This is a genomic window from Chryseobacterium oranimense, assembly GCF_900129755.1.
Taxonomy (GTDB): Bacteria; Bacteroidota; Bacteroidia; order Flavobacteriales; family Weeksellaceae; genus Chryseobacterium; species Chryseobacterium oranimense.
Genome location: NZ_FQWT01000002.1, coordinates 374,150 through 400,519, shown reverse-complemented (window position 1 = coordinate 400,519; position 26,370 = coordinate 374,150). Strand labels below are relative to the sequence as shown.

Genomic DNA, 26,370 nt, shown 5'->3' with positions numbered 1-26,370 from the left:
CGGAAACGAGCTCTGTCCGGTACAGCGCCGTTGAAATAAAAGAATATACGAATGAAATTTTTTAATATAGAAAAAACCTCTGAGGGAAAAGCACGAGCAGGAGAGCTCACTACGGACCACGGTAAGATTCAGACTCCTATCTTTATGCCTGTAGGAACTGTGGCGAGTGTAAAAACCGTTCATCAGAGAGAATTAAAAGAAGACATTAAAGCCCAGATTATCCTGGGGAATACCTATCACCTGTATCTTCGTCCTACCATGGATATTATGCAGGAAGCGGGAGGACTGCACAAATTTATGAACTGGGATCTGCCGATTCTTACCGATTCAGGAGGTTTCCAGGTGTTTTCGCTTTCCAAAAGCAGAAAAATGTCCGAAGAAGGAGTAAAATTCAAGTCCCACATCGACGGAAGCTATCATATGTTTACTCCGGAAAAATCTATGGAGATCCAGAGACAGATCGGAGCAGATATTTTCATGGCTTTCGATGAATGTACCCCTTACCCTTGCGAATATAACCAGGCCAAATCATCCATGGAGCTTACCCACCGCTGGCTGAAAAGATGTATTGACTGGACAGAAGAAAACAAAGAGATTTACGGTCATAAGCAAAGACTATTCCCGATTGTTCAGGGTTCTACCTATTCGGATCTGCGAAAAATCTCAGCTGAAGTAATTTCTGAAGCCGGGGCAGAAGGAAATGCCATCGGAGGACTTTCTGTAGGCGAACCGGAAGAAGAAATGTATAGAATTACCGATGAGGTAACGGATATTCTTCCAAAAGACAAACCAAGATACCTGATGGGAGTAGGAACGCCCTGGAATATCCTTGAATCCATCGGTCTTGGAATTGATATGATGGACTGTGTAATGCCAACCCGAAATGCAAGAAATGCAATGCTTTTCACATGGCAGGGGGTGATGAACCTTAAAAATGAAAAATGGAAGCGTGACTTTTCCCCTCTGGATGAGTTTGGAACAAGTTATGTAGACAGAGAGTATTCAAAAGCATATCTGCGCCATTTATTTGTGTCAAAAGAATATCTTGCCAAGCAGATTGCATCCGTTCATAACCTCGCATTTTATTTAGATCTTGTGAAAGTGGCAAGAGAGCATATTGTAGCCGGAGACTTTTATGAATGGAAAAAATCTGTAGTGCCTGTCCTGAGACAAAGACTTTAAACAGAAATAGATCATGATTAAAATTATAGACAGATATATCATTAAAAAATACCTTGGAACCTTCAGTTTCATGCTGATATTGCTGTCTATTGTTGTATTGGTGATCGATGTGCAGCAGAAAATCCCAAGGATAGAAAACGCAAAAGCTCTGGATCCCAAGCTGGATTTAATGTACTTCCTGATCAACTTCTATCCTTACTGGATCATCAATCTTGTGGTGACCTTCCTTTCCATCCTGGTATTTATTTCCGTGATTTATTTCACCTCCAGAATGGCAAATAATACAGAAATTGTTGCTGTAATCAGCAGTGGAGCCAGCTTTCACAGGTTTGCAAAGCCTTACCTGTATACTTCTCTTTTTATCGCCCTGATATCACTTTTAGTCAACCATATGGTGCTTCCATGGGCCAATATCAAGAAAAATGAATTGGAAGCCTATACCTATAATGCTGCCAATAAAGAGAAGATCCTGGGAACAGGTCCTGCATCTGCCCAGCTGAGCAAAATGGAATACATTTTCGTAAACTCCTGGAATAAAAGGGAAACCAGAGGTTCAGGCTTTGTGTATCAGAAATTTGATAAGACCAGGAAAATGACTTATGAACTCAAGTCATCAGAAGTATATTGGGATAAAGCAAAAAAACAGTTCATTCTTACCAATTATCTGGAAAAGACCATCAATAAAGATAATACTGAAAAACTAGGCAATGGTGTTGAAATCAGGAAGAGCTACGGGCATTCCCCTGAAGAACTGTTCCCGAATGAGCTTCTCGGGCAGAATAAAACCACACCTGAACTTATAAAATTTATCGAAAGAGAGAAAGAAAAAGGAAACAGCAACCTGAACTCCTATCTTAACGAGTTTCACCAGAGAACATCCATGCCTGTTTCTATTATTATCCTTACGTTTCTTGCGCTTTCTCTGGCTTCCCAGAAAAAAAGAGGAGGGCTTGGTGTCAATCTTGCTATAGGAATTTCCCTTGCCTTTGTATTTGTTTTCTCGTTTGAAGCTTTGAAAGTAGTTTCGGAAAACAAAAGCTTGTCGCCTGCTGTTGCGATGTGGCTGCCCAATATGGTTTTCTTCCCGCTTACCCTGTATCTTTATCTGAAAAGAGCCAATCAGTAAAGAAGTTTGATTTCTTTATGATAGAAAGATTTTAAACCGTCTTTCTCAAGTTCTACCCAAAGTTCGCCCTTTTCGTCTGCATTACGGATGATGCCATTTTGTCTCTCTTTTTGAATTTCGAAGACGGAGATCTCATTTTTACGGTATAAATTCAGGTTGAACAGGTCGATAATTTCTTGTTCAGAAGGAATATTTTTCAGTTTTTCTGATAAATATTCATGAAGATTCAGTACAAATTCATCAAGGTCATAAACCTGTCCGGTCTGCGTCAGGAGTGATCCTGCTTGTGATATTTCCTCAAAATGGTCCTGCAGGACATTGAAGCCTGCACCTATGATAAAATAATTACTTTGATTAATTTTTTTCTTTTCAATCAGAATTCCGACGATTTTTTTATTTTTAAGGATAATGTCGTTCGGCCATTTTATTTTTACATCATGATCAGTCAAATTGGCAAGGAAATCCCGGATAACCACTGCGGTATAGTAATTGAATATAAAATCTGAGAGCAGAACGTTTTCAGCCTTTACAGCCAGGGTATATGCTACATTTTTTCCGGTCGCCGCTGCCCATGTGTTGCCGTATTGTCCGCGGCCTTTAGTTTGATTAAACGTATGTAAAGCTATAAAATCTGAATCGCCGTAAAGTAAAAACCGTGATATTTCGTCATTAGTAGAAGAACACTCTTTTAAATAAAATAATTGACCCATTTAAGAAAACTTTAAGACTTTAAAGGGCTAAAAGTAAGGCTAAAGTAAAAGAAAAACAATAAATTTGCAGATTATAGATATTTTAATGAATAAAACAGCAGAAAAGCAGGCACTAATAGATAAAATTGTTGAAGCCATCCAGGATGTAAAAGGAGAAGATATTATGATTTTCGATCTTTCGAAAATTGAAAATTCTGTAGCGGAAACTTTTATAATTTGTAGCGGAAACTCAAATACGCAGGTTTCTGCATTGGCAGGAAGTGTAGAGAAAAAAGTAAGAAACGATCTTAAAGATAGACCTTGGCATGTAGAGGGTACCGAAAACTCCATGTGGGTTTTGGTAGATTATGTAACAGTAGTGGTGCATATTTTCCAGAAAGAAATACGTGAATATTACGATATTGAAGAACTTTGGGGAGATGCAGCCATTACCAAAATAGAAAATGAATTTTAAATTTTAAAAAGTATAAATGAACAATAAAGGATTCAACTGGTTTTTTCCAATTGCAATCGTGGCTCTTTTGTTATTTTTCGGTTCCAATTTTTTAGGAGGCGACAGTGCAAAATCTATTGATGAGGATGCTTTCTTTAGGGAAATGCAGGCAGGAAAGGTCCAAAACGTTATCATATACAAAGACACAGAGAAAGCAGATGTTTTCCTGACAAAAGCAGCAAAGACGGCAATGGTTAATAAATCGGCCAATCAGAATAATCCTCTTTCTGCATTCGATATGGCTCCAAAAGCAGATTTTTCTGTAAAATACGGAGACCTTCAGCTTTTCCTTCAGAAATTTGATCAGATAAAAGCAGCAGATGCTAAAATCACGACGACAAAAGATTACGGAGCTGGTAAAAATCCATTCATGGATATTTTGGTTTCGGCATTGATATGGATCGCGATTTTAGGACTTTTCTACTTCCTTCTTTTCAGAAAGATGGGTGGAGGCGGAGGCCCTGGCGGACAGATCTTCTCTATCGGAAAATCTAAGGCAAAGCTTTTTGACGAAAAAGAAAGAATTCAGGTGACATTTAAAGATGTTGCAGGTCTTGAAGGAGCTAAAGAAGAGGTACAGGAAGTAGTAGATTTCCTTAAAAACTCAGAAAAATATACGAAACTGGGAGGTAAGATCCCTAAAGGTGTACTGTTGGTAGGCCCTCCGGGAACCGGTAAAACCTTATTGGCGAAGGCTGTTGCAGGGGAAGCCAAAGTACCATTCTTCTCACTTTCAGGTTCAGATTTCGTTGAAATGTTCGTTGGAGTAGGTGCATCAAGAGTTAGAGACCTTTTTGCCCAGGCAAAAGCCAAATCTCCGGCTATTATCTTTATCGATGAGATTGACGCTATCGGACGTGCAAGGGGAAAAAACAACTTCTCAGGCGGAAACGACGAAAGAGAAAATACCCTTAACCAGCTTCTTACAGAAATGGATGGTTTTGGAACAGACGTTAACGTCATTGTAATGGCTGCTACCAACAGAGCTGATATCTTAGATAAAGCTTTAATGAGAGCCGGACGTTTTGACCGTTCCATCTACGTAGATCTTCCGGAACTGCATGAAAGAAGAGAAATATTTGATGTTCACCTGAAGAAAATCAAGCTGGATGAAAATGTAGACAGAGATTTCCTTGCGAAACAAACGCCTGGATTCAGTGGAGCAGATATTGCCAATGTATGTAATGAAGCAGCGCTTATTGCAGCAAGAAACAGTCATACTTCAGTAACAAAACAGGATTTCCTTGATGCTGTAGACAGAATCATCGGAGGTCTTGAAAAGAAAAATATGGCGATCAAGCCTTCTGAGAAGAGGAGAGTAGCTTATCATGAAGCAGGACATGCCACTATCTCATGGCTGGTAGAACATGCGGCACCACTTTTAAAAGTAACGATTGTTCCGAGAGGACGTTCTTTAGGGGCAGCCTGGTATCTTCCGGAGGAAAGACAGCTTACCACTACTGAGCAAATGCTGGATGAGTTATGTGCAACCCTGGGAGGTAGAGCAGCAGAGCAGGTGATATTCAACAATATTTCAACAGGTGCATTATCTGATCTTGAATCTGTAACAAAAAGAGCTCAGGCTATGGTTACAGTGTACGGATTAAGCCCGAATATCGGAAACATTTCTTACTATGACAGTTCAGGACAGTCTGAGTATTCTTTCGGGAAACCTTATTCTGAAGAAACTGCTACGAAAATTGATGCAGAGATCAAATCGATCATCGAAAATCAATATGAAAGAGCCGTTCAGATCCTTACTGAGAATAAAGATAAGCTTGATGCTTTAGCGAATAAGCTTCTGGAAAAAGAAGTGATCTTCCGTGAAGACCTTGAGGATATCTTCGGTAAAAGAGCGTGGGATCCCGAATTAACAGAAAGACCTGTTACCAGTACTATTGCTACGGCAAAAGAACCGGAGGAGCAGATCATTATTAAAGACAAGGAAGAAGGCAGTGAAATTCAGGCTCCGGAAAGCCCGACTCAGCTTTAAAATACTTCCAAAACATATTAAAAAAACCTGACAGTCTTAGAATTGTCAGGTTTTTTCATATTTAAAGGCAGTTTTTTAGAATCTATTATAATTTATTTCTATTTTTGTATAAAGTTGACTAAAAATAATTTAAGTTGAATTTATTCAAGAAGATTGTAAGCAAACTTACCAACCAGCCTGAGGAAGAGGAAAAACAGAGTCTGGAGAAGCTCGGGGATTCGCTGAAAAATGCGGATCTTGACTATAAGTTTGCGCAATTGTTTACGCATTCAGGAGGATTTTTTAATTATTGTGCCGATGAGGCGGAAGCTCTGCAGACTTTGAATCAGATTATCAAGATTGAAGGAATCACCAATGTTTTCTGCTGGGATAAAGAACTTCAAAGCTTTTTGAACGTTGTAAAAACTCCGTTTACTTCAGAAATGGAGACTTCCAATGATGCAGCTTTTATTACCTGTGAATATCTTATTGCCTATGACGGCAGAATCATGCTTTCGCACAATAATATCCTGCATTATCATTCTTCAAGGCTGCCCGGGAAAATCATTATCATGGCCAATGTATCACAAATCGTGAATAACCTCAATGATGCAATGGGGAAAATAAAAAGAAACGGGAATATTAAAAACCTTACTTCCATCAGTGGGGGACAGTCAAGTTTAGATACTTCTTCCCACACCAATACAAAACTGTTTTTATTGCTGCTTGAAGATTAAGCATCAACTTATAAATTTTACATTTTGGACAAAAACCTTATTCAAAGAACCATTTCCGGACTTGTTTACGTTGCCGTTATCATTCTTTGCACAACACCGCTGGGAGCCGAGCTCATCAACAAGATCCATCCGGGACTTATCAGGCAGGAATACCTGTATTACGGACTGATAAGTCTTTTGTTGCTGGTAGGTACATGGGAATGCATTAAGATTATGAAATTCGGCAAAGGCTACGAAAAATGGATTGTACTTCCGCTCGTAGTTTTTATTTATTATGTTTTTTCCAAAAGATATTTCAACCATGACTTCTTTTTCGATTTCAGGCTGAATGAGATACTGGCAATCTCTCTTATTGTTATTGCAGTAGTTACTTTATTCAAATATCCCAACGAGCTATATTACGACAGTGGAAAACTGATCTTCACAGTAATCTATGTGGCATTACCTTTCAGCTTTGCATTAGGATTGCCTAAGTTTTCCAGTTATGACGGTACCTTCTCGCTGGAAGTTCTTTTCCTGTTTATCCTGATATGGAGCAGTGATACTTTTGCCTACCTTACCGGAAAATTTTTCGGAAAACATAAAATGGCCCCAAAAATCTCTCCAAAGAAAACCTGGGAAGGGTATGCCGGGGGCGTTGTCTTAACCTTGGTTTTATCCTATTTTGTAGAGCATTATCAGCCTGAACTTCGCGGGAACTGGATGGTAGTAGGTTTCCTTGTTGCAGCTTTTGCTCCGTTGGGTGATCTTGTGGAAAGTCAGTTGAAAAGAAATTTCGGGGTAAAAGACAGCGGAAACATCATTCCGGGGCATGGAGGAGTGCTGGACAGACTGGACAGTTTTTTAATCTGCGTTCCTGTCGTATATTTGTACTTTATTTTAGAAAAATTTATTTAATCTCATGAAACTACACAGAGAATCGAAAGGAACGATTACGGTAGCAACAATACTGTTTATCATCATAAGTGTGTTGGCTATCTATTTTCTTAAAATGTGGTCGTTACTGATCATCATGCCATTATTGGTGGTTTACAGCTTAGTATTTTGGTTCTTCAGAGTTCCGGACCGTAATATTCTGGAGCACAGAGAAAATGTTATTGCTCCGGTAGACGGGAAAGTGGTTATGATCAAAGAAGTGGATGAGACTGAATTTTTGAAGGAAAAAGCAATTCAGGTGTCTATTTTTATGTCACCGCTGAACGTTCACATCTGCAGATATCCGGTTTCAGGAAAGGTAATTTATAAAAAATACCATCCGGGGAAATATCTTGTTGCATGGCATGAAAAATCATCTACAGAAAACGAAAGAACTACGGTAGCCGTGGAAACGGTAACCAATCATAAAGTAGTTTTCCGTCAGATTGCAGGATATGTAGCCAGAAGGATTGTTTTCTACTGTAATGAAGGAGATCAGGCAAAAGCTGGACATGAGTTCGGTTTTATTAAGTTCGGGTCCAGAATGGATGTATTTCTGCCTTTAGATACTGAAATCATCTGTAAGATCGGAGATATCACAAAAGGAGGTCTGGATGTGATCGCCAGAATGAAAGATTAATAAAAAACAAATCAAAATATTGAAAGGAGAAATTAAGTTTTCTCCTTTTTTGTTTTAATGAAGCTGACAGTTTGAATGAACTTCATCTCCGCGATATCTATGAGTTTTACTACTCGTGCGTAGTGATGAGTATACCATTACAGGGAGAATATAAATGGTATTGATAATTTTGTTTGCGATAACACAATAGCAATAGTTATATTTTTCTATTAAAGGTAAAACTAATGAAGGATGAATTTAAAAAGTATACATATTGGGAAGCTCATCCATGAAAGGGTTAATGAGCTTCAGATGCCTGTTGACAGAATCGAGAAGTTTTTGAAATGCAGCGAAGAGGAAATTGAAAATATGTATCTTCAAAGCAGTATCGACACTTTTCTTCTTTTAAGATGGAGCAAGCTGCTGGAATACAATTTTTTCAGAATATACAGTGCCCATCTGATTCTTTACGCGCCGCCGGCCAATCCCGGAACTCCTTCTAAACAAAAAGGCAATCTGCCTGTTTTCAGGAAAAATATATACACAGAGGAAGTGAAGAATTTTATATTGGAAAAAATCTCCAGTAAAGAAATGACAGTGAATGAAGTGATTCTGAAATACAGGATACCTAAGACAACGCTTCATAAATGGATTAAAAAAGCATGAAAGATATGGGACCGGATTATAAGCAGATATATACCGATATCATTGAGGAAAAATTCCCGGAAAAAATGGATGATTTCAGGATCAGGCGGAAGATTGAAGGGATCAGCACTGTAATAGATATTATCACCTTAAACAGAATGATCTTTGGTGAACCTGAACTTTCAATGGAGTGTGGAAACCAGAAACTTCGTTCCTACGATCAAAAGTCCGTATTAAATATCCTTGAATACCAGAAAAAAAATAAACTTAACAATACGGAAACGGCCAATCATTTTAAGATGAGCCGCAACACCATTTCAAAGTGGAAACGTTTATTTAAAATATAATTTCTGCAATTTGCAGTTAGGGTTGAATTTTTTTTGGTCCAGAAAATATTCTTGTGTCTCTGTTTTCGGGAGAATAATCTTCTGATTGACAGTTGTTTTTTACTTTATTACCTTAATTTTTTTTCTTATAATCTTATTTGTTTTTTATTTATAAAGCAATAAAATTGTTTATATTTTTCAATTAATAGGGATATGATTTGTAGATTTTTTATTGAAAAATATGTTTTGTTGTAAATATTTTAATAATAAATCTTGATATTTTATAAATTTATATGTCCAAATGTCTACCTGCGTATTTTTTTAAAATCCATTTTTAAATGTTTAGAATATGATGAAAAAAATTTCTAAAATAATGAACAGTGAAAATGAGGTTTTTGATAACGATTTTGAACGGAATTATGCGAAACTGATCAACCGTTATCTGATATTTCTTTTTTTACTGTTTTTATTTTATTCGGTATTTATTATCCTTTTTTTTGGAGATGCAGTAAGTTCTGTATTTCTCACCGTTATTACTTTTTTCTGGTTTGTTTTAATATCCATTGAAGGAAAGATCAGCAGGTACCGTAAAATTTTAAAAAAGACCATCATCATCGTTTTTATTATCCTGACTTTTATAGTAAGTTTTTTCTACATATATACTTCCAGGAACGCCGGTGTTGAATATTTCTACTTTTCAATTCTGTTTGCGCTTCCTTTCTTTTTCAATTATAAGAAAGATTATCATTCCATATTGTTTATCGTAGCCATTATTGCCCTAAACTTCATCGGATGTTTATTTTTTGAACTGAACTTTTTACCGAGAAGCCAATATATTATGAATGCAGACTTTAAAATAATACGTTTGCTGAATATTATTTTTTCCTTTACCACATTTCTCATCGATATATCCTTTATCCACCAAAAAGATAAACTCATCAACGGTTTAATGAAGGAGACGGAAATTAAAAACTCCACGATTGAAGATCTGCTCAAGACCAATAATGAATTGATGAAACAGCAGATCATTAATAATAATCTTACAGAAGATAATATTGCCGAAATTTTAGAACTGGCAGAAATGGATTCACCTCTTTTTCTGGAAAAATTTCAGATCTATTTCCCGGATTTCATGCCCAGCCTTTTGAAGATAAACTCCGGCCTTATCAGTTCAGAAATACATATCTGTGCGTTAATGAGACTGAACTTTGATACCAAAAAAATTGCATTGTGCACCAACAGCAGTGTAAGGGCAATCGAAAGCAGAAAGTACAGGATAAGAAAGAAGCTGGATATCCCTTCGGATATTAATATCAACAATTTTATACTCAAGATATAAGCCTTCTGTTATGAGTTTTTCTACTCGTGCGTAGACTTGCGTAGTCATATTTTAGTTATCCAGGATAGCTGTAGATAACTTTGCATGTCATAAGCCAAAATAATTTTTTGGTGATATATTTTTAAAAAACGCAATACAAAAGTTAAAACGGCAAATAACAAAATAATTAAAATACAATGATGACAAAATCTACAATTCAAATCAGAATCATACTTCTGGGTTTGTTTCTGGTTTTTGGAAAGTTTTACTCACAAACTACCAATGGAGCAGTCGGCATTAATACTACTTCTCCCAACGCCAACAGTGTGCTGGATGTAATATCGGGCAATAACAACAAAGGAATTCTGATTCCCCGTCTCACAGAAAGTCAAAGAGATGCCATTGTTATAAACCCTGCAAAGGATGATGGCCTTACCATTTTCAATACCAGTGAAGACTGCTACAATTACTGGAGCCTTGCAGACAGTGAGTGGAAAAGTGTCTGCGGACAAATCGGGAAATCGGTTTTTACCATAGACTGCTCGAATTCCAAGGCAATGGGAACCTATATTCAGGGCAAAGAATTAACAGCTTCCAATTATCTGAGTATATCTGTTAACGTAACTAAAATCGGAAATTATACAATTACCGGTACAACCACCAACGGCTATAATTTTTACGGGACAGGAGTTTTCCTGAACACAGGTATACAAACTGTCCAGGTTCCCGGACAAGGTACACCCGCAGCAGTACAGGTAAATACAGTAGGGCTTTCTGCAAACGGGGTAGATGTTACCTGTACACCTCCTGTTACTGTAAATGTTTTAAGCTCTGCAGGAACGTATTCAATATCTTGTGGAAGTGCTACTGTAAACGGGGTATATACTAAAGGAACAGCCTTAACGGCCAGTAATACCATTACTCTGCCGGTCGTGGTATCTGCCTTAGGAAGTTATTCCATCACAACAAATACGATAGATGGTATTTCTTTCAGTGGATCAGGAACCTTTACTGCTACAGGTAACCAGAATGTAACTTTATCAGGTACAGGAACTCCGACTTCTACCGCAGATAAAGTAATGACCATTACCTCCAATAGTGCAGACGGCGCAACAACATGTAATGTAACGGTAGTAATGACAATTCCTGTAAAAAAAGTTCTGCATATCGGTGCTGAAACAGCTTACGGATATAGTGCTTATACAGGGCCTTCCAGAAGCCTGATGGATTCTCCTACCAACTTCGGAACGACAGTGTCCAGTATTGTAAAATCCGGAGGATATACCCATACTTCATTAGGATCCAATCCGAGTAATGCTACGTTATTAACCTCATTAAACGCTAAACCGGATATTGTAATTATAGGTTATCCATACACCCCTGATGCGACTGCTGCCGGATATATTGCAAATTATCTGAACAATAAAGGAGTGGTAATTGCATTTGAAGATGACTCACCTTCTTCCCGAAACATGATGCGGGCAATCTTCTCAGACCCGACAATCTCTGCTGGCAACGGAAGCGGTGCAGGTTCGGTGTATACACTTGTAAATACAAATGATCCAATCCTGAACGGACCTTTTGGTGATGTAAGAGGTAAAAACTGGGGTGAAGATGCTTCCACAACGATAAACATATCAGGTTTAACAAGTGGTTTTATTCCATACAGCTATGCCCAGCCTATAAATGATGTGACTTCAAGAACCGGGATTTCAGGATTAAGACATACATCATTAAATTTCATCTGGTTCGGAGACGGTGGATTTCTAAGTAACGAAAATGCAAATGGGAATCAATATCTAAGTAATACCATAGAGCCGTTTGTTGCCCCAAGCTCAGGAGGATATTTCCCGGTACAGAAAACGGTATATGGTTCTGCCGGTAACGGTTATGCGGCAGGAAGCATGCAGGTGCAAAATTCAATATTGTTTGCAAATATGCTGGCGTGGGCTATCAAGCAGGCAGAAACTAACGGGATCAATACGCAATAGACAGCGGTTTCCGGATAGCTTCTCCATATAAAAAACAAAAGATAAACACCAATGTTATGGCAGCATTGGTGTTTTACGATTTTTAATATAGAAACCATGAAATACATAAAAGATTTTTTTGACCTGACCTCTACAGGGCTTCTGTATTATTTTTTCCTGGCAGGATTATATTACTGGATATGTTATATCATGTTTAGAAAAATACTGTATAATGCTAAAATCCAGCAGAAAGAAATCAAAAAGAGAGATATTATAAGAGAGATTTTTCATTCCGTGATCTCATCTCTCGTGATGACGTTTTTAATTTTACTGGTAACCGGCACTTCTCTGAATCAATACACCAAACTCTACAGAAATATTGACGAATACTCGATATATTGGCTGATCGCAAGCATCTTTTTGGGATTGTTTATCCACGACACCTATTTTTACTGGTTGCACAGGCTTTTACATCACAAAAAGATCTTTAAATACGTGCATCTTATTCATCACAAATCTACCAACCCCAGCCCGTTTGCTGCTTATTCATTTCATATCGCTGAAGCTGTTGGTGAAGGCTTGATTGTTCCTATTTTGCTATTTATAATTCCTCTGCACCCCATTAGTATTTATATATTTATTATAAGCTCTCTGGCAATCAATATTTATGGGCATTTAGGATATGAAATTGCCCCGAAATGGCTGAGGGCTTCTTTTCTTTTCAACATTATCAATACATCCGTCTATCATAATATGCATCACAATAAATTTAAAGGAAATTACGGGTTGTATTTCAGATTTTGGGACAAAATAATGAAAACTGAAAACCCGGATTATGTAAAAATATATGACCATATCCAGGAAAAACGATTCGGAAAACAGGGCTAGATGTACTGTTTTATATCATCAATGATGTTCATAATGAAAGAAACGGGTAAGTCTTTATCCATATCAATTAAAAGGATCTTGAACTTCTTTCTGCCGTCCTGGATAAGCTCAGGGTAATGAATCCTGTCCCCGTGATAAAAACTTATATAATGCCGCTTATACTTTTTGCTGTAATAGAGATAACACAGCATTTTCTTTTTATACTTGAAAAAAGGCAGCCCAAAGCTGAAAGTTTCTGTAATATGATCCGGATCAGATTCCAGGATCATTTTCCTTAAAAACAAGAGAGTACTTCTTTCAGGCTCATCGATTCTGTAGAAGTACTCTTGTATAGGGTTCATTTAAGTGAAATTGAATTCAGTAAACGATTAGTCGAAATTTTGAAGTTCCACCAGCTTATGATACATGCCTTTCTTGGCAATAAGGTCATGGTGTGTTCCCTGTTCTACTACAATTCCTTTCTCCATCACTACGATCCAGTCTGCCTTCTGAATAGTTGAAAGTCTGTGCGCAATGACAAGGGATGTTCTGTTTTCCATCATTTTATCCAGGGCATCCTGAACAAATCTTTCAGATTCCGTATCCAGGGCAGAAGTAGCTTCATCCAGAATCATCACAGGTGGGTTTTTCAATACTGCTCTGGCAATAGAAACCCTTTGTTTCTGACCTCCGGAAAGCTTATTTCCATCATCGCCGATGTTGGAATTATACCCTTCAGGAAGATTGGTAATGAAAGTATCTGCATTGGCAATTTTTGCTGCTTCAATTACTTCTTCCCTTGTAGCATCAGGTTTACCCATCAGAATATTGTTGTAAACCGAATCGTTGAATAATACGGATTCCTGGGTTACCATTCCCAAAAGCTGGCGGTATTCCTTTAATTTTAAATGCTTGATATCGATTCCGTCAATTAAAATTTCCCCCTCATTGACATCATAGAATCGTGCAAGAAGATTGGCGATTGTCGTTTTTCCGCTTCCACTTTGCCCTACAAGAGCTATGGTTTTTCCTTTAGGAATGATCAGTGAGAAATTTTTAAGAATTACATTGTCCTTATCATAATAGAATCCAATGTTTTTAAATTCAATCTGATTGTTCAGTGTAGAAATAGAAATCGGTTCTGCAATTTCCTCCACTTTTAAATCATAATCAAGGACTTCAGCCACTCTTTCCAGACTGGCCATTCCTCCCTGAATGGAAGAGATTGCACTGGAAAGTTTTTTAGCAGGATCCAGGATCTGGAAGAACATTCCGATGAAAACCAGGAAAGCCTGAGGTTTCATAGTTTGCTCCTCTAAAATCTGAGTTCCTGCATACCAGGTAATGATAAGTATGGTAATAGAACCTAGGAATTCGCTCATAGGAGAGGCAAGTTCCCTTCTTCGGCTCATATCTATGGCGAAATTCTGCCAGTTGGTTGTTGTTTCGTTGAACCTGTTTTTAAGAATCTTATCTGCATTGAAGATCTTGATTACTTTGGAAGATTTTAAAGTTTCGTCTACCAGTGAAAAAAGGTTTCCCAGTTCAGCCTGGGCAAAATGAGCCTGCTTTTTTAAGCTTTTCCCCGTCCAGGAGATCAGCAGTCCCATAACCGGAAAAACCACCAGTGAAAACAGCGTCAGCTGAGGAGACAGTAAAAATAAGGCAATCAATGACGAGATAATCATGAACGGAGCGTTGATGATATCTACCAGTACTCCCATAATTCCACCTTCCACACCTCCGATATCATTGGAGATCCTGGACATCATATCTCCCTTTCTCTGTTCCGTAAAGAATGAAACAGGAAGCTGCAGGAATTTATTATACATCGCAGTACGAAGGTCGCGGGTAATCCCCACACGGTAATTTACCAGAAGGAAAGCTCCTATATACCTGAAAATATTTCTTAATAAAAAAGAAACCCCGGTAATCGCACAAAGAACAGCAAGTACATAAACAGCGCCATGCTGATCAATCTGGACCTGTACAAAATAATAGGCCTTGTCTTTAATATAATTGAAATAATCTCCGAAAGCTCCGCTCCATACCGGTTCTTTTGACTGTTTTTCAATTGTACCGAACATCAGTCCCAGAATAGGAAGCATGGTTCCCACCGACAGGATATTCAGTAAAGAGTACAGGATATTGAAAAACATACTTCCGAAAAGGTATTTTTGATGCGGTTTCGCGAAATAAAGTATTCTTTGTAATGGTTTCATTCAATGAAAAATTGGATAGCAAAATTACGTAAAATTAAAGGAAATGACGTTCTTAATCCTGTTTTACTTTAATTAATATGTTTCTGTCAATTGTATTTTGTTACAAACGGTTGTTTAATTTTTCGTGATAGATACCATATGGAATACGACAAAACCGCCATTCCGGCGGTCTTGTGTTGGTTATCTGTTGTTTAAAATTTCACTTTGTCATTATACTTCGGAGCAAAATTCTGGGGAGTCAGTTTTTCTAAAGTTTTTCCTACATTGTTTATAATCGTGGTTAAATTATCAAAATCTACCACTTTCACATCATCACTTTCATTATGGTAATGGGAAGCTTTCGTCATATCAACCGTAGAGAATGAGTGAGCTATGATCTTTTTCTTTACAAAACTTACATTATCCGATCTGTAAAATAATTTTTGGGCAGCATATGGATCCGGATTGATTTTTAATCCGTTTGCGGCATACTTGTTAAACAGTTCATCGAAATCGGAAAACTCGTCACCTGTCATAAAAAGAGCATTTTTTCCGAACTGGGATTCCGTGGCTACCATTTCAAAATTGAAAAGAGCAGTCATATTATTGTATATCTTATCCAAAGCGGGATCTGTAGAAATCGCTCTTGATCCCAGCATTCCTTTTTCTTCACCGTTGAAGGCCATGAACACCATTGAAAATTCCGGGTTTTTATTTTTAAAATAATCCGCAATTCCTGCTAAAGTAGTAATTCCGCTGGCATCATCATCCGCACCGTTGTATATATTATCTCCGGTTTTATCACTTGTCCCGATATGGTCAAAGTGTCCTGAGAACCCTAAATATTTATCCGTTTTTCCTTTTTTAATTCCGCATACATTATAAGCCTTCTTTCCTTTATACTCAAAAGGGATCAGGTAAGAGTTCCCGGTGCAGTACTCCAGATTGTTCTCTTTAAAAAGTTTGGCAATATATTCTGCTGCCTTATCATTTTCAGGAGTCCCGATTTCGCGGCCTTTCATTTCGTCTGAAGCCAGTGTTGAAAGTATGGTGGTTACTCTTTCTTTTGAAACTTCCTGTGCAAACGTAAATACTGAGCAGAATGACAGGGCCAGATAGGTTAGTTTTTTCATTTTTGGATATAATTTATAAAATCAGTCGTACTTTTAACGTAAAAGTTGCATAAAATGATATAAAATTATTTGGCGAGCATATATTTGAACCATTAAGAAGATTGAAGGGATTAAGTATAATTAAGAAAATCATTTACTTTTGAGCGAAGCTGAACTTAATATTCTTAAAAACTTAAGAAGCCTTAATGGTTTATTTTAAACGCAAAGTTTAATTTAAAAATGTAAAAATTAAGGATGCATAGTGAAAATCAATCTTCGATTGATTGAATAAGCGCTCTTATTACCTGCTGCTTAATCAACGGTGTAGCCGGCATCTTCTTCACTTAAAAATAATACGGTTCGAATATGAAACTTTGTGTCAAAAAAACTTAGGTAAAAAAAACAGTCCCTTTCGGAACTGTTCTCACTCAAAAAATCGTTGTAAGGCTATCGAAGTCGGTCTACAGATTTCACGAGCCTCTCATCTCTGCGGATATACATGTTTGCAATAAGCAGACTTATTACCGCGATTAATGGGAAAACCGGCTCAATACCCTTCTCAGGAATCTGGATTCCTCCGGATAAGTTTAGTAACCAGTACGCCAATACGCCAATCAACAAAGCGTTTATAATGATGCTGATGGTATTCAGCAAAATTTGTCTTTTTCTGTTTTTAAAACTGAAAATACTCAATGCACCTGTCAAAACAAGCACAATACAGCTGATATTGATCACCGGAATATGGCCAAAAACATCAACATCCTGTCCTGTAATGAAAAGGAAAACAGCAGCCAAAACTGCCAAAAGAGTCCATATAGTCTGTATTCTCTGTAACATTGATTATTAAATACTGGGCAAAAATAACATAAATTTTGCACAATTCAAAAATTAGTGTAGATTTGCATTATACATATGTACTTGAAAACAAAAGTCACCGGACTTACTTTTCTTACTCACAATTAATTACATTTTTACATTAAGTATGTTTAACATAGAAACGTTAAGGTCAAAATCCGTAACGGAACTGACTAAAATCTTAAAAGATTTAGGCGTTAAAGTTGCTAGAAACAGCAATGAAAATGATAAAATCTTTGCCGTTCTTGACTTTCAGGCTTCTAACCCTAAAGTTGCAAAAGATTATTTCAACGCCACAGAAACCAGTATGAATACTGAAGAACAACCGGCAGAAAAACCTGCCAAGGCCCCTGTAAAAAAAGCAGCGCCTAAAAGACAGCCTGCCAAACCCAAAGCAGAAGTAAAAGCTCCAGTGGAAGAAACTCCGAAAACTGTAGAAAAAGCAGAAGAAAAAGTACCGGCAGCTGAAGAAATAAGAGCAGAACAGCCTAAGCCTGAAACAGCTGTCGCTCCTGAAGAAAACAATTCGTCACAGGTTAAGAAAAAAAGAAAAAGAGTAACTGCCAATACAGGCAATACAGAAACTCCCCAGGAAAGAGCAGAAGCTCCTAAAAATGCAGAACCTCAGGAATCTGCCCCATCAGAAGAAAAGCCTAATATCCCTCAATCTCAGGCAAGATCCCAACAGAAAGGACACAATAATCCGCAAAACAGCGGAAACCAGCATAAGAATCAAAATCAAAATCAACACCAGAATCCGAACCAGAATCAGCACAGACAGCATGCTGAAAAGGCAGAAGAACATCCGGAACACAGAAAAGAGTTCAATTTCGATGGAATGGTAAGTATTGAAGGTGTTTTAGAAATTCTTCCGGATAATTACGGGTTTCTTCGTTCATCGGATTTCAGCTATATTTCATCTCCTGACGATGTGTATGTTTCTACAGCACAAATCAGAAACTTTGGACTGAAAACCGGAGATACCGTTAAAGGAATTGTAAGACTTCCGAAAGAAGGTGAAAAATATTTCTCATTATTAAAGCCTACAGAAGTAAACGGACGTGACCTTGCCTTCATTAAAGACCGTGTTGCATTTGAATATTTAACACCTCTTTTCCCTGAAGAAAAATTCAATCTTGCAGGAAATGAATCTACTTTATCAACAAGAATTGTAGATCTTTTCGCACCAATAGGGAAAGGACAGAGAGCAATGATCGTTGCCCAGCCTAAAACAGGTAAAACGATGCTCCTTAAAGATATTGCCAACTCTATTGCAGCCAATCACCCGGAAGTTTATATGATGGTCCTTCTGATCGACGAACGTCCTGAAGAGGTTACCGATATGGAAAGAAGCGTAAATGCTGAGGTCATTGCCTCTACATTTGATGAAGCTGCCGACAAGCACGTAAAAGTTGCGAACCTGGTTTTAGCAAAAGCACAGAGAATGGTTGAATGCGGGCACGATGTGGTGATTTTACTGGATTCAATTACAAGGTTAGCCAGAGCTTATAACACCGTTACTCCTGCGTCCGGTAAAGTTTTATCGGGTGGTGTGGATGCCAATGCACTTCACAAGCCGAAAAGATTCTTCGGGGCAGCGAGAAAGATTGAAGGAGGTGGTTCATTAACTATTATTGCTACAGCGTTAATTGATACAGGTTCCAAAATGGATGAAGTAATCTTTGAAGAATTCAAGGGTACTGGTAACATGGAACTTCAGCTTGACAGAAAAATTGCGAACAGAAGAATTTATCCTGCCATTGATCTTGTAGCTTCAAGTACGCGTAGGGATGATCTTCTTTTAGATGAAGTTACTTCACAGAGAATGTGGATTTTAAGAAAATATCTTTCTGAAATGAACCCTGTGGAAGCAATGGAATTTGTAAATAAAAACATCAGAGGAACTTTAAATAATGAAGAATTCCTGATGTCTATGAATAAATAGATTAATTTAATTGTTTGTTAATAAAAGCACGAAAATCTTTGATTTCCGTGCTTTTTTAATTATTGAAGTTAAATTCCGAAAGGATTTTTAACGCAGAGTTTTACATCCGAACCGTATTATTTTTAAGTAGAGCAAAGATGCCGGCTTCGCCGCTGATTAAGCGATTGGTAATGCGAGCGCTTATTCAATCAATCGAAGATTGATTTTACTTTGCATCCACATATATTGCAGTATTAACATGAAACTTTGCGTTTAAAAAAATCACAAGTTTTAGAATGCATGCTGTATTATAATGTTTAACTTATTTACTTTAAAAAAATTAATTCATTCTAAATCAATATATCAATGTTAAAGATTTATTAAAGTAATGCCCAGTTTTTGATTATCGCTTAAATATTGGCTAAATTTGACTATAACATTAAAAATAAAGATTATGTCATTTGAATTACCTAAATTAGGATATGCATACGATGCATTAGAGCCGACCATTGATGCGAGAACTATGGAAATCCACCATACAAAACATCACCAGGCTTATATTGACAATTTAAATAAAGCAATTGAAGGAACTGAACTGGCTGGTAAAACTATCGAAGAGATCTGCCAGACAGGAACTGACAAGCCGGCTGTAAGAAATAATGGAGGAGGGCACTTTAACCACTCTTTATTCTGGGAAATTTTAACTCCTGGAGGAAGCAAAGAACCTGTAGGAAACGTAAAAGCAGCTATTGAAGCTTACGGAGGCCTTGAAAAATTCAAAACTGATTTTTCTGAGGCTGCTAAAACAAGATTTGGTTCAGGATGGGCTTGGTTAGTTAAAAATTCTGACGGTTCCGTATCTGTTTCTTCTACTCCAAACCAGGATAATCCGTTAATGCCGGTTGCAGATGTTAAAGGAACTCCTGTTTTAGGATTGGATGTTTGGGAACATGCTTATTATTTAAATTACCAAAACAGAAGACCAGATTATGTTGCTGCTTTCTTCAGCGTAGTAAACTGGGATAAAGTAGAGGAATTATTCAACAAATAATTTTCAGCTATTATAAAAATAAAAAGGTTCAGAAGAAATTCTGAACCTTTTTTATTTTGGTTTAAGAAAGTATTATCTCATGGCATCACTTCCTGAAAGTCCGTTCATTCTCAATCCGTATTTCCAGCTCACATAGGCAAAAACCTGATAAAGCTTGTATTCGAACTTAATTCCATAATTTTCTCTGGGATCATAATCTATTCCGGATTCTATAATATTCCGGTATTTTCCTGAATTATAGTAAGAATTCCACTCAGCAACGAGGAATGAGTTTTTGGTTTTCAGATAAGATTCCGAATATTGGCTTATGGGCTTGGCCACAGCATTCAGAAAATAATCGAATTGGGTATCGATCACGGTAAGGTCCCATTCTCCGTCTTCATTCTTAGAAGGCTTCATTTCAGATTTTTCTTCTTCCTTCTTAGTACTGTCCTGGGAAAAACAGCTGAAAGGAATTAAAGCTAAGAAAAACAATAGAATAAGATTTTTCATAATAAAAGATTATATAAAATAAGCACTCAAAATGAGTGCCTAAGTTAATTTTTTATGGTTCTTTCTGAAGAATTACAAATGCCGGGAAGTGGTCACTGTATCCTCCGGTAAACTGGTCTCCGTTCCAGGACCTGAAAGGATAACCTTTGTAGTTGCCTTCTTTGTTTACCAGATAAGGCGGAGCAAAGATTTCGGCTTTATATACTGAGTATTCTTTTGTTACCTGATCCGACATTAGATTTTTAGAAACAATGATCTGGTCGAATAAGTTGGGAGCATCCTGGTAAGCCAGTGAAGCAATTCCTTTTTTATACAGAGGATACATTAAGTTAAGGTAAGGTGTAGTTTCGCTCAGGTCCTTAGGGCTTGCTACAGCTTTTAAATAATTTTTTAAACTTGCGCTTACAGGATCATCATTAAAGTCACCCATTGCAAAAAGCTTTGTAGAAGGGTCCAATGTTCTTATACTGTCCATCTGCTGTTTCAATAAAGTGGCAGCCGCATTTCTTTTCGGCAATGAAACCGCTTCACCGCCTCTTCTTGATGGCCAGTGATTCATGAAAAATGCTACCTTTTCGTTATCAAGGAAGCCGGTTACCACCAAAATATCCCTTGTGTATTCCCTTTTACCGTCATCACCGAAAATTTTCAGTTCTTTTTTCAACGAATTGGTTGGGGTGAATCTTCTTTTCTGATAAATTAATGCAACATCAATTCCCCTGTAGTCATAAGAATTGTAATGGATAATTCCGTAGTCGTATTTGGCAAGAGCTGGCTGCTTCACAAGATCTTCAATTACCTGTCTGTTTTCCACTTCAATAAGTCCTACTACTGCCGGTGCTGTTTTTGTATACTGGGCACCCATTTCGGAAATTACTTTGGCTTCATTGGCAAGTTTTGCCTTATATACTTTAGTATTATAGTTCTTTGCACTGTTGGGTGTAAATTCATCTGATCCGCTTTGGTATCTTACTGCTTTTTTACCTTTTAAAGCACCATCGCTCCAGGGACCGTCATACTTTTCAGCCTCCAAAAATTTAATGGAATCAAGCGGAATGCTTCTGTGGAAAGCTGGATTGCTAATATCTTTAGTACCATCAATATAATCTGCAGAACGGATAGTGTCCCAAAGGTTTTCTACATTCAAAAAGCCAACAGTAGCCACTTTTCTAAGCTTCCCCTGTTGTGTAAAAGCCATTATTGAAAAAATAACAGCCATAAAACTCATAAATCTCTTCATCCTCTAGAGTATTAAAATTATTTAAACGACAAATTTACCTTTTTTTAATTCAATGCATTTTAAATATTTGTAAATTTAAAACAAGATAAAACAATTCTCTTACATAATGAATCATAAAAGATTGCAATGTTAAGAAAAAACAATGTTAAAAAAATTGGAAATTCCAAATTTTGATTAAATTTGTGCCCCCAACTTTTAAACTGTTGAGAATTAAGAAGAAAAGTATTAAAAAAAATAATATACTCATGATTAAAAAACTATCATTAGTCTCTTTATTTACTTTACTTCCTGCATCATTTTATTTTGCGCAGACTACTGTGTTTGCGTATCTTAAGGATGCCGAGGGAAAGCCTGTTGAAAAGGCGGAAGTAGATCTTAAAGGGAGCGAAAATGATGTAACGGCTGACAAAATTGGATATTTCCAATTTGTGGATCTACAACCGGGACATTACCAAATTGTGATTACCAAGCCGAATTACGAAACAAAAGTAATGGAGTTTGATGTAGCCAATGAGAAGAGAAAGGATCTGGGGGCAATTACTCTATATTCTGCGCTTACCAGTGCAGATCAGGGACTAGCCATTATTGATAGTGATGGTGATGATGAAGACAGCAATAGCGGCCAGGCATCTACGGTAGGTTTGCTGCAATCGTCTCAGGACATTTTCAGCAGAATTGCTGCGTTTGATTTAGGATTTTATTGGTTCCGTCCAAGAGGGATTGATGGAAGAATGGGAGAGACCATGCTTAATGGTATTTCCATGGTAAAATCAGATAACGGAAACGTAGATTTCGGAAACTGGGGAGGTCTTAACGAGATTACAAGATATCCTGAAATCTCATCCAACCATTCTCCGTCTGAATACGCATTTGGTGGAAACAGTTCGGTTGTTTATAAAAATACAAAAGCCAGTGAGTATAGAAAAGGTTTTCAGTTTACTCAGTCTTTAACGAATAGAAATTACAGAAACAGAACTTCTTTAAGATACAGCTCAGGAATGAGCAAATCCGGATGGGCGTTTACTGTGATGGGAGCAAGAAGATGGGCAGAAGAAGGGATCCAGGACGGAACTTTCTATGATGCCTATGGAACTTATTTAGGAATTGAGAAAAAGTTTAGTGACAAGCATTCAATGACATTCAACTTTATCGGAGCGCCTTACAGAAGATCCACTTCAAGCCCGAGCACCCAGGAAGTATATGATTACAGAGGGGTACACTATAACTCTTATTGGGGATATCAGGACGGAGAGCAGAGAAGCGAAAGGGTAAGAAAAGGTTTCCAGCCGATCTTCCAGATTCAGGATTTCTGGAAAATCAATAAAAAATCAAGTCTTTGGACATCTGTTTCTTATCAGTTCGGGAAAGACAAAGGATCCCGTTTAGACTGGCAGAATGTTCAGAACCCGTCTCCTACCTATTACAGAAACTTACCAAGTTATTACGATTCTTTAGATCCTAATGCTTCCGTTACTAATCCTGATGGAACAACCACCACTGCGCAGGATGCTTACAGAACAGCGCTGGCAGCATGGCAGTCAGGAGATACAAGCGTTACCCAGCTGGATTGGGATAAGCTTTACAGAAGAAATATGCAGCAGGCTCCGGGAACCTATTATGGACAGACCGGCAAAAGAGCTTTGTATTATATGGTAAATGATGTAAGCGATGATAAAATCTGGAATGCAGCAACACACTTTATCCATAATTTTACCGATACTACTAAATTCTTATTAAACGTATCTTACCAAAACTATTATTCTGAGCAGTACAGAGAAGTTAACGACCTTTTGGGAGCTGATTTTGTACTGAACAGAGATCCGTTTGCTGCTACCAACCAGCCGGGAAAATCAGGTTTATTTAATGAAGGTGAAGATAATGTAGCAAAAAGAGTAGGCGACAAAATGGGTTACGACTACATCTTCAGAAGACAGGAAGTGAAAGTGAACCCGGGGGTGAAATTCTCAACCGGAAAGTTTGATGTATTTGTTTCTGCCATGGCAGGATATTCATCTTCCAACAGAGAAGGTTTGTTCAAACATTATTTATACCAAGACTCTTATGGTAAAGGAGCTGATTATAACTATTGGAACTACGGTCTGAAAGGACAGGTTATCTATAAGCTAAACGGAAGAAACTTCTTTGTTTATAACGGTGCTTATTATTCCCAGGCTCCTTATCTGGAAGATTTATTCGTTAATCCGAGAGTAAACGGATCCGTAGCTCCGGGAGTGAAAAACATGGTGGTAAATGCCAATGACCTTAGTTATGTTATTTCTTCTCCATTCCTGAAATTAAGATTGACAGGTTATTTGGTGGATACGGATAACGAAACTACCGTTCAAAGATTCTTCGCAGACGGTCTCCCATTGAACGGTGTTGATGCGGACGGTAACCAAACCAACGTTCAGAGTGCATTTGTATCCCAGATCATGACGGATGTGAAGAAAAGAAACATGGGCTTGGAACTGGGGGTTGATGTGAAGGTATTACCTACTTTATCTCTACAAGGTCTGGCAAGTATCGGACAGTATACTTATAAGAATGATCCAATGACTTATTTTGCTTCAGATGCTGTGGGTGCATTTGCCAATGGGCTTCCTTACGCAAGTCTAGGTAAAGCATATATTACAGACTACCGTCAGGGAGGAACTCCTCAGCAGGCATTCTCTTTAGGTTTCCGCTACAATAATCCTAAATACTGGTGGGTAGGTGCCAACTGGAACTATTTTGATCAAAACTACCTGGATCCTGCAGCATTGGTGAGAACAGAATCATTTGTACAGAATGATAATACACACACACCATATTCCGGCTTAACAGAATCTGAGCTGAGAAGAGTTTTACAGCCGAATATGTTACCCTCCTCTTTCTTCTTAAATGCTAATGCAGGAAAGTCCTGGGTAATTGGTAAATATTATGTATTAATTTCTGCGACTGTAAATAATATCTTAGATAACAGAAAGTATATCACAGGTGGATTTGAGCAGACCAGAAATGCTAAATATCCTACTTTCTCTCAGGATCTTGACAGAGAGTTTACTTTGTTTGCACCGAAATACTGGTACACCCAGGGAAGATCATATTTTGTGAATTTACAGTTTAGATTCTAATAATCAGTCAACTAACTACTTTTAAAAATTATTAAGATGAACATAAAGAAATACTTAAGTTTAGTAACAGGAGTTGCCTTTGCAGCCGTTGCTATTACCTCTTGTGTACAAAAAGACGAATGGGAAACACCACCTATTAAGTGTGAAAACAAATTTCCTTCGCCGAACATCTCTCTTGCAGATTTCAAAGCTCAGGCTCCGGCTACAGGATATCTTTTGATCACTAATGATCAGATTTTTGACGGATATGTAATTTCTTCTGACGAAAGCGGAAATTTCTACAAAACAATTTCTTTCCAGGACAAGGCGGAAAATCCTACTGCCGGTCTTCAGATCGAAGTTGATAAATCAAGTAACTATGCAGATTTCCCTGTAGGAGCACACATCAGAATTAATGCCAAAGGATTGAGACTGGGTATCGACAGGGGAACGGTAAAAATAGGTTCTGTGGACCCTACTTATGCTATCGGAAGAATTCCAGCCTCTTTGGTAAGCAGATACGTTTCCGGGGTTTGTGGTGGTAGCGGCCTTGAAGTAGTAAACATTAAGCCGGTTGAATTGCCTAACCTTGCTGCAGCTAAGAGCGAGCAATACATCAATACATTGGTAAAAGTTCCTAACACCCAGTTTTCAATCGGTGATATTTATCCTGTAAACAAAACTTATATTGATTATGTTGGGGGTGCAGGGGTAGATACAGACAGAACACTGGAAGATGGTTCAGGAAATTCTGCTACTATAAGAAACTCTGCATTCTTCTCTGAAGGAGCTACATTATTGCCAACAGGAAACGGAGATGCTACTTTCGTAGTAAGCCGTTATAATTCTACATGGCAGATGCTTATCAGAAATACGAAAGACATTAACTTCAAAGGAACCAGAATAGATGCTACTCCGCCTAAAGGAGGTACTGCAATTACTTATTCAGGATCTTTCCTTGAAAATTTTGAAAGCTATGCAACCACTCCTGCCAACCTGGAGGTATTCCCTAAGTATATCAACGATCCTCTTTTAGGAAACAGATACTGGCAGTTGAAATCATTTAGCGGTAATAAATATATCCAATTGGGAGCTAATTCCGGAACAGGGGCATATACTACTTACTTCATCGTACCGGTTGACTTTACAGCTGCAAATACATTGAAATTTGATGTGAATGTTGGATTCTGGAATGGTAATGCTTTAAAAGTGTATTATACCACCAACTATACACCGCTGGGAGATATTACTGCTGCAACGAAAACGGATATCACCTCTGCATTTACAATTCCGCAGACGCCGACCAGTGGTTACGGAACATTAGCTCCTGCAGGAACTTATACTATCCCTAGTACATTGACAGGAAACGGGTATATCTTATTCGAATATACAGGAAACGGAAGTGGGGTGACCACAACTATTCAATTAGACAATATCCAGGTTCAATAATCTAAATCTGGTATTTTAAATATAGGTCGTCTTTCATAGGCGACCTTTTTCATTTGTCCGGTTTTAAAATAAGT

Annotated in this window: 23 protein-coding genes; 16 read left to right on the top strand and 7 right to left on the bottom strand. The window is 37.7% G+C overall.

The window, feature by feature from the left end; genetic code table 11:
• Positions 1–51 precede the first annotated feature (51 nt).
• On the top strand, positions 52–1,182 hold the full coding sequence (gene tgt, locus BUB03_RS08350) for a tRNA guanosine(34) transglycosylase Tgt (RefSeq protein WP_040993370.1): 1,131 nt from the start codon (positions 52–54) through the stop codon (positions 1,180–1,182).
• Positions 1,183–1,198: 16 nt separating this feature from the next.
• Positions 1,199–2,308, top strand: coding sequence for an LptF/LptG family permease (locus BUB03_RS08345; protein ID WP_040993882.1), 1,110 nt, complete (start codon positions 1,199–1,201; stop codon positions 2,306–2,308).
• Here the strand turns inward: BUB03_RS08345 and BUB03_RS08340 are convergent.
• Positions 2,302–3,018, bottom strand: coding sequence for a biotin--[acetyl-CoA-carboxylase] ligase (locus tag BUB03_RS08340; protein ID WP_073061926.1), 717 nt, complete (start codon positions 3,016–3,018; stop codon positions 2,302–2,304). The two genes, BUB03_RS08345 and BUB03_RS08340, sit on opposite strands and share 7 nt — an antisense overlap.
• An 85-nt stretch (positions 3,019–3,103) precedes the next feature.
• On the opposite strand from BUB03_RS08340, the gene rsfS reads away from it, so the two are divergent.
• The 10 genes from rsfS to BUB03_RS08290 all read left to right on the top strand — a co-directional run bounded on the left by rsfS (position 3,104) and on the right by BUB03_RS08290 (position 12,901).
• Positions 3,104–3,472: a ribosome silencing factor gene (gene rsfS, locus BUB03_RS08335; RefSeq protein WP_040993372.1), complete on the top strand. Its 369-nt coding sequence runs from the start codon at positions 3,104–3,106 to the stop codon at positions 3,470–3,472.
• Between the two features lie 16 nt (positions 3,473–3,488).
• Entirely contained in the window at positions 3,489–5,504 is a 2,016-nt protein-coding gene (gene ftsH, locus BUB03_RS08330; protein ID WP_073061924.1) for an ATP-dependent zinc metalloprotease FtsH, read from the top strand.
• 134 nt (positions 5,505–5,638) lie between these two features.
• Positions 5,639–6,220 (top strand): LUD domain-containing protein, encoded by a 582-nt coding sequence (locus BUB03_RS08325; RefSeq protein ID WP_040993373.1) that lies wholly within the window; start codon positions 5,639–5,641, stop codon positions 6,218–6,220.
• 24 nt (positions 6,221–6,244) lie between these two features.
• Positions 6,245–7,117, top strand: coding sequence for a phosphatidate cytidylyltransferase (locus BUB03_RS08320; RefSeq protein ID WP_073061923.1), 873 nt, complete (start codon positions 6,245–6,247; stop codon positions 7,115–7,117).
• Between the two features lie 4 nt (positions 7,118–7,121).
• The gene (locus tag BUB03_RS08315; RefSeq protein ID WP_073061921.1) at positions 7,122–7,775 is read left to right on the top strand and encodes a phosphatidylserine decarboxylase family protein; all 654 of its coding nucleotides are present in this window, start codon (positions 7,122–7,124) and stop codon (positions 7,773–7,775) included.
• A 231-nt stretch (positions 7,776–8,006) separates the two neighbouring features.
• Positions 8,007–8,420 carry a transposase gene (locus BUB03_RS08310; RefSeq protein ID WP_073061919.1) on the top strand — a complete coding sequence of 138 codons (414 nt, stop codon included), beginning with the start codon at positions 8,007–8,009 and terminating at the stop codon, positions 8,418–8,420.
• Positions 8,417–8,746, top strand: a complete 330-nt coding sequence (locus tag BUB03_RS08305; protein ID WP_073061917.1) for a transposase — start codon at positions 8,417–8,419, stop codon at positions 8,744–8,746. Before BUB03_RS08310 ends, BUB03_RS08305 begins: the two co-directional genes overlap by 4 nt.
• Positions 8,747–9,074: 328 nt before the next feature.
• Entirely contained in the window at positions 9,075–10,064 is a 990-nt protein-coding gene (locus BUB03_RS08300) for a helix-turn-helix transcriptional regulator (protein ID WP_083538882.1), read from the top strand.
• A 179-nt stretch (positions 10,065–10,243) separates the two neighbouring features.
• Positions 10,244–12,034, top strand: a complete 1,791-nt coding sequence (locus tag BUB03_RS08295; protein ID WP_175547492.1) for a hypothetical protein — start codon at positions 10,244–10,246, stop codon at positions 12,032–12,034.
• A gap of 96 nt (positions 12,035–12,130) precedes the next feature.
• A complete protein-coding gene (locus tag BUB03_RS08290; RefSeq protein ID WP_073061912.1) occupies positions 12,131–12,901 on the top strand; it encodes a sterol desaturase family protein in 771 nt (256 codons plus the stop codon).
• Here the strand turns inward: BUB03_RS08290 and BUB03_RS08285 are convergent.
• The 4 genes from BUB03_RS08285 to BUB03_RS08270 form a co-directional block, all read right to left on the bottom strand.
• On the bottom strand, positions 12,898–13,242 hold the full coding sequence (locus tag BUB03_RS08285; protein WP_073061909.1) for a DUF1801 domain-containing protein: 345 nt from the start codon (positions 13,240–13,242) through the stop codon (positions 12,898–12,900). The two genes, BUB03_RS08290 and BUB03_RS08285, sit on opposite strands and share 4 nt — an antisense overlap.
• A gap of 27 nt (positions 13,243–13,269) precedes the next feature.
• A complete protein-coding gene (locus BUB03_RS08280) occupies positions 13,270–15,102 on the bottom strand; it encodes an ABC transporter ATP-binding protein (protein ID WP_040993382.1) in 1,833 nt (610 codons plus the stop codon).
• Between the two features lie 191 nt (positions 15,103–15,293).
• Positions 15,294–16,214 carry a M28 family peptidase gene (locus tag BUB03_RS08275; protein ID WP_073061906.1) on the bottom strand — a complete coding sequence of 307 codons (921 nt, stop codon included), beginning with the start codon at positions 16,212–16,214 and terminating at the stop codon, positions 15,294–15,296.
• A gap of 426 nt (positions 16,215–16,640) precedes the next feature.
• Complete coding sequence (locus tag BUB03_RS08270) at positions 16,641–17,030, bottom strand: DUF4293 family protein (RefSeq protein ID WP_073061903.1); 390 nt, start codon at positions 17,028–17,030, stop codon at positions 16,641–16,643.
• Positions 17,031–17,175: 145 nt separating this feature from the next.
• On the opposite strand from BUB03_RS08270, the gene rho reads away from it, so the two are divergent.
• Entirely contained in the window at positions 17,176–18,993 is a 1,818-nt protein-coding gene (rho, locus tag BUB03_RS08265) for a transcription termination factor Rho (RefSeq protein WP_040993385.1), read from the top strand.
• Positions 18,994–19,426: 433 nt separating this feature from the next.
• Positions 19,427–20,023 (top strand): superoxide dismutase, encoded by a 597-nt coding sequence (locus tag BUB03_RS08260; RefSeq protein ID WP_073061900.1) that lies wholly within the window; start codon positions 19,427–19,429, stop codon positions 20,021–20,023.
• Positions 20,024–20,095: 72 nt separating this feature from the next.
• On the opposite strand, the gene BUB03_RS08255 is transcribed toward BUB03_RS08260, so the two are convergent.
• Both BUB03_RS08255 and BUB03_RS08250 read right to left on the bottom strand, forming a co-directional pair.
• On the bottom strand, positions 20,096–20,515 hold the full coding sequence (locus BUB03_RS08255) for a DUF6146 family protein (protein ID WP_073061898.1): 420 nt from the start codon (positions 20,513–20,515) through the stop codon (positions 20,096–20,098).
• Between the two features lie 52 nt (positions 20,516–20,567).
• The gene (locus tag BUB03_RS08250) at positions 20,568–21,755 is read right to left on the bottom strand and encodes an endonuclease/exonuclease/phosphatase family protein (protein WP_073061895.1); all 1,188 of its coding nucleotides are present in this window, start codon (positions 21,753–21,755) and stop codon (positions 20,568–20,570) included.
• A 245-nt stretch (positions 21,756–22,000) separates the two neighbouring features.
• On the opposite strand from BUB03_RS08250, the gene BUB03_RS08245 reads away from it, so the two are divergent.
• On the top strand, positions 22,001–24,868 hold the full coding sequence (locus tag BUB03_RS08245; RefSeq protein ID WP_073062712.1) for a carboxypeptidase-like regulatory domain-containing protein: 2,868 nt from the start codon (positions 22,001–22,003) through the stop codon (positions 24,866–24,868).
• A 36-nt stretch (positions 24,869–24,904) separates the two neighbouring features.
• Positions 24,905–26,296, top strand: coding sequence for a M949_1556 family lipoprotein (locus tag BUB03_RS08240; RefSeq protein WP_073061892.1), 1,392 nt, complete (start codon positions 24,905–24,907; stop codon positions 26,294–26,296).
• Positions 26,297–26,370: the final 74 nt, after the last annotated feature.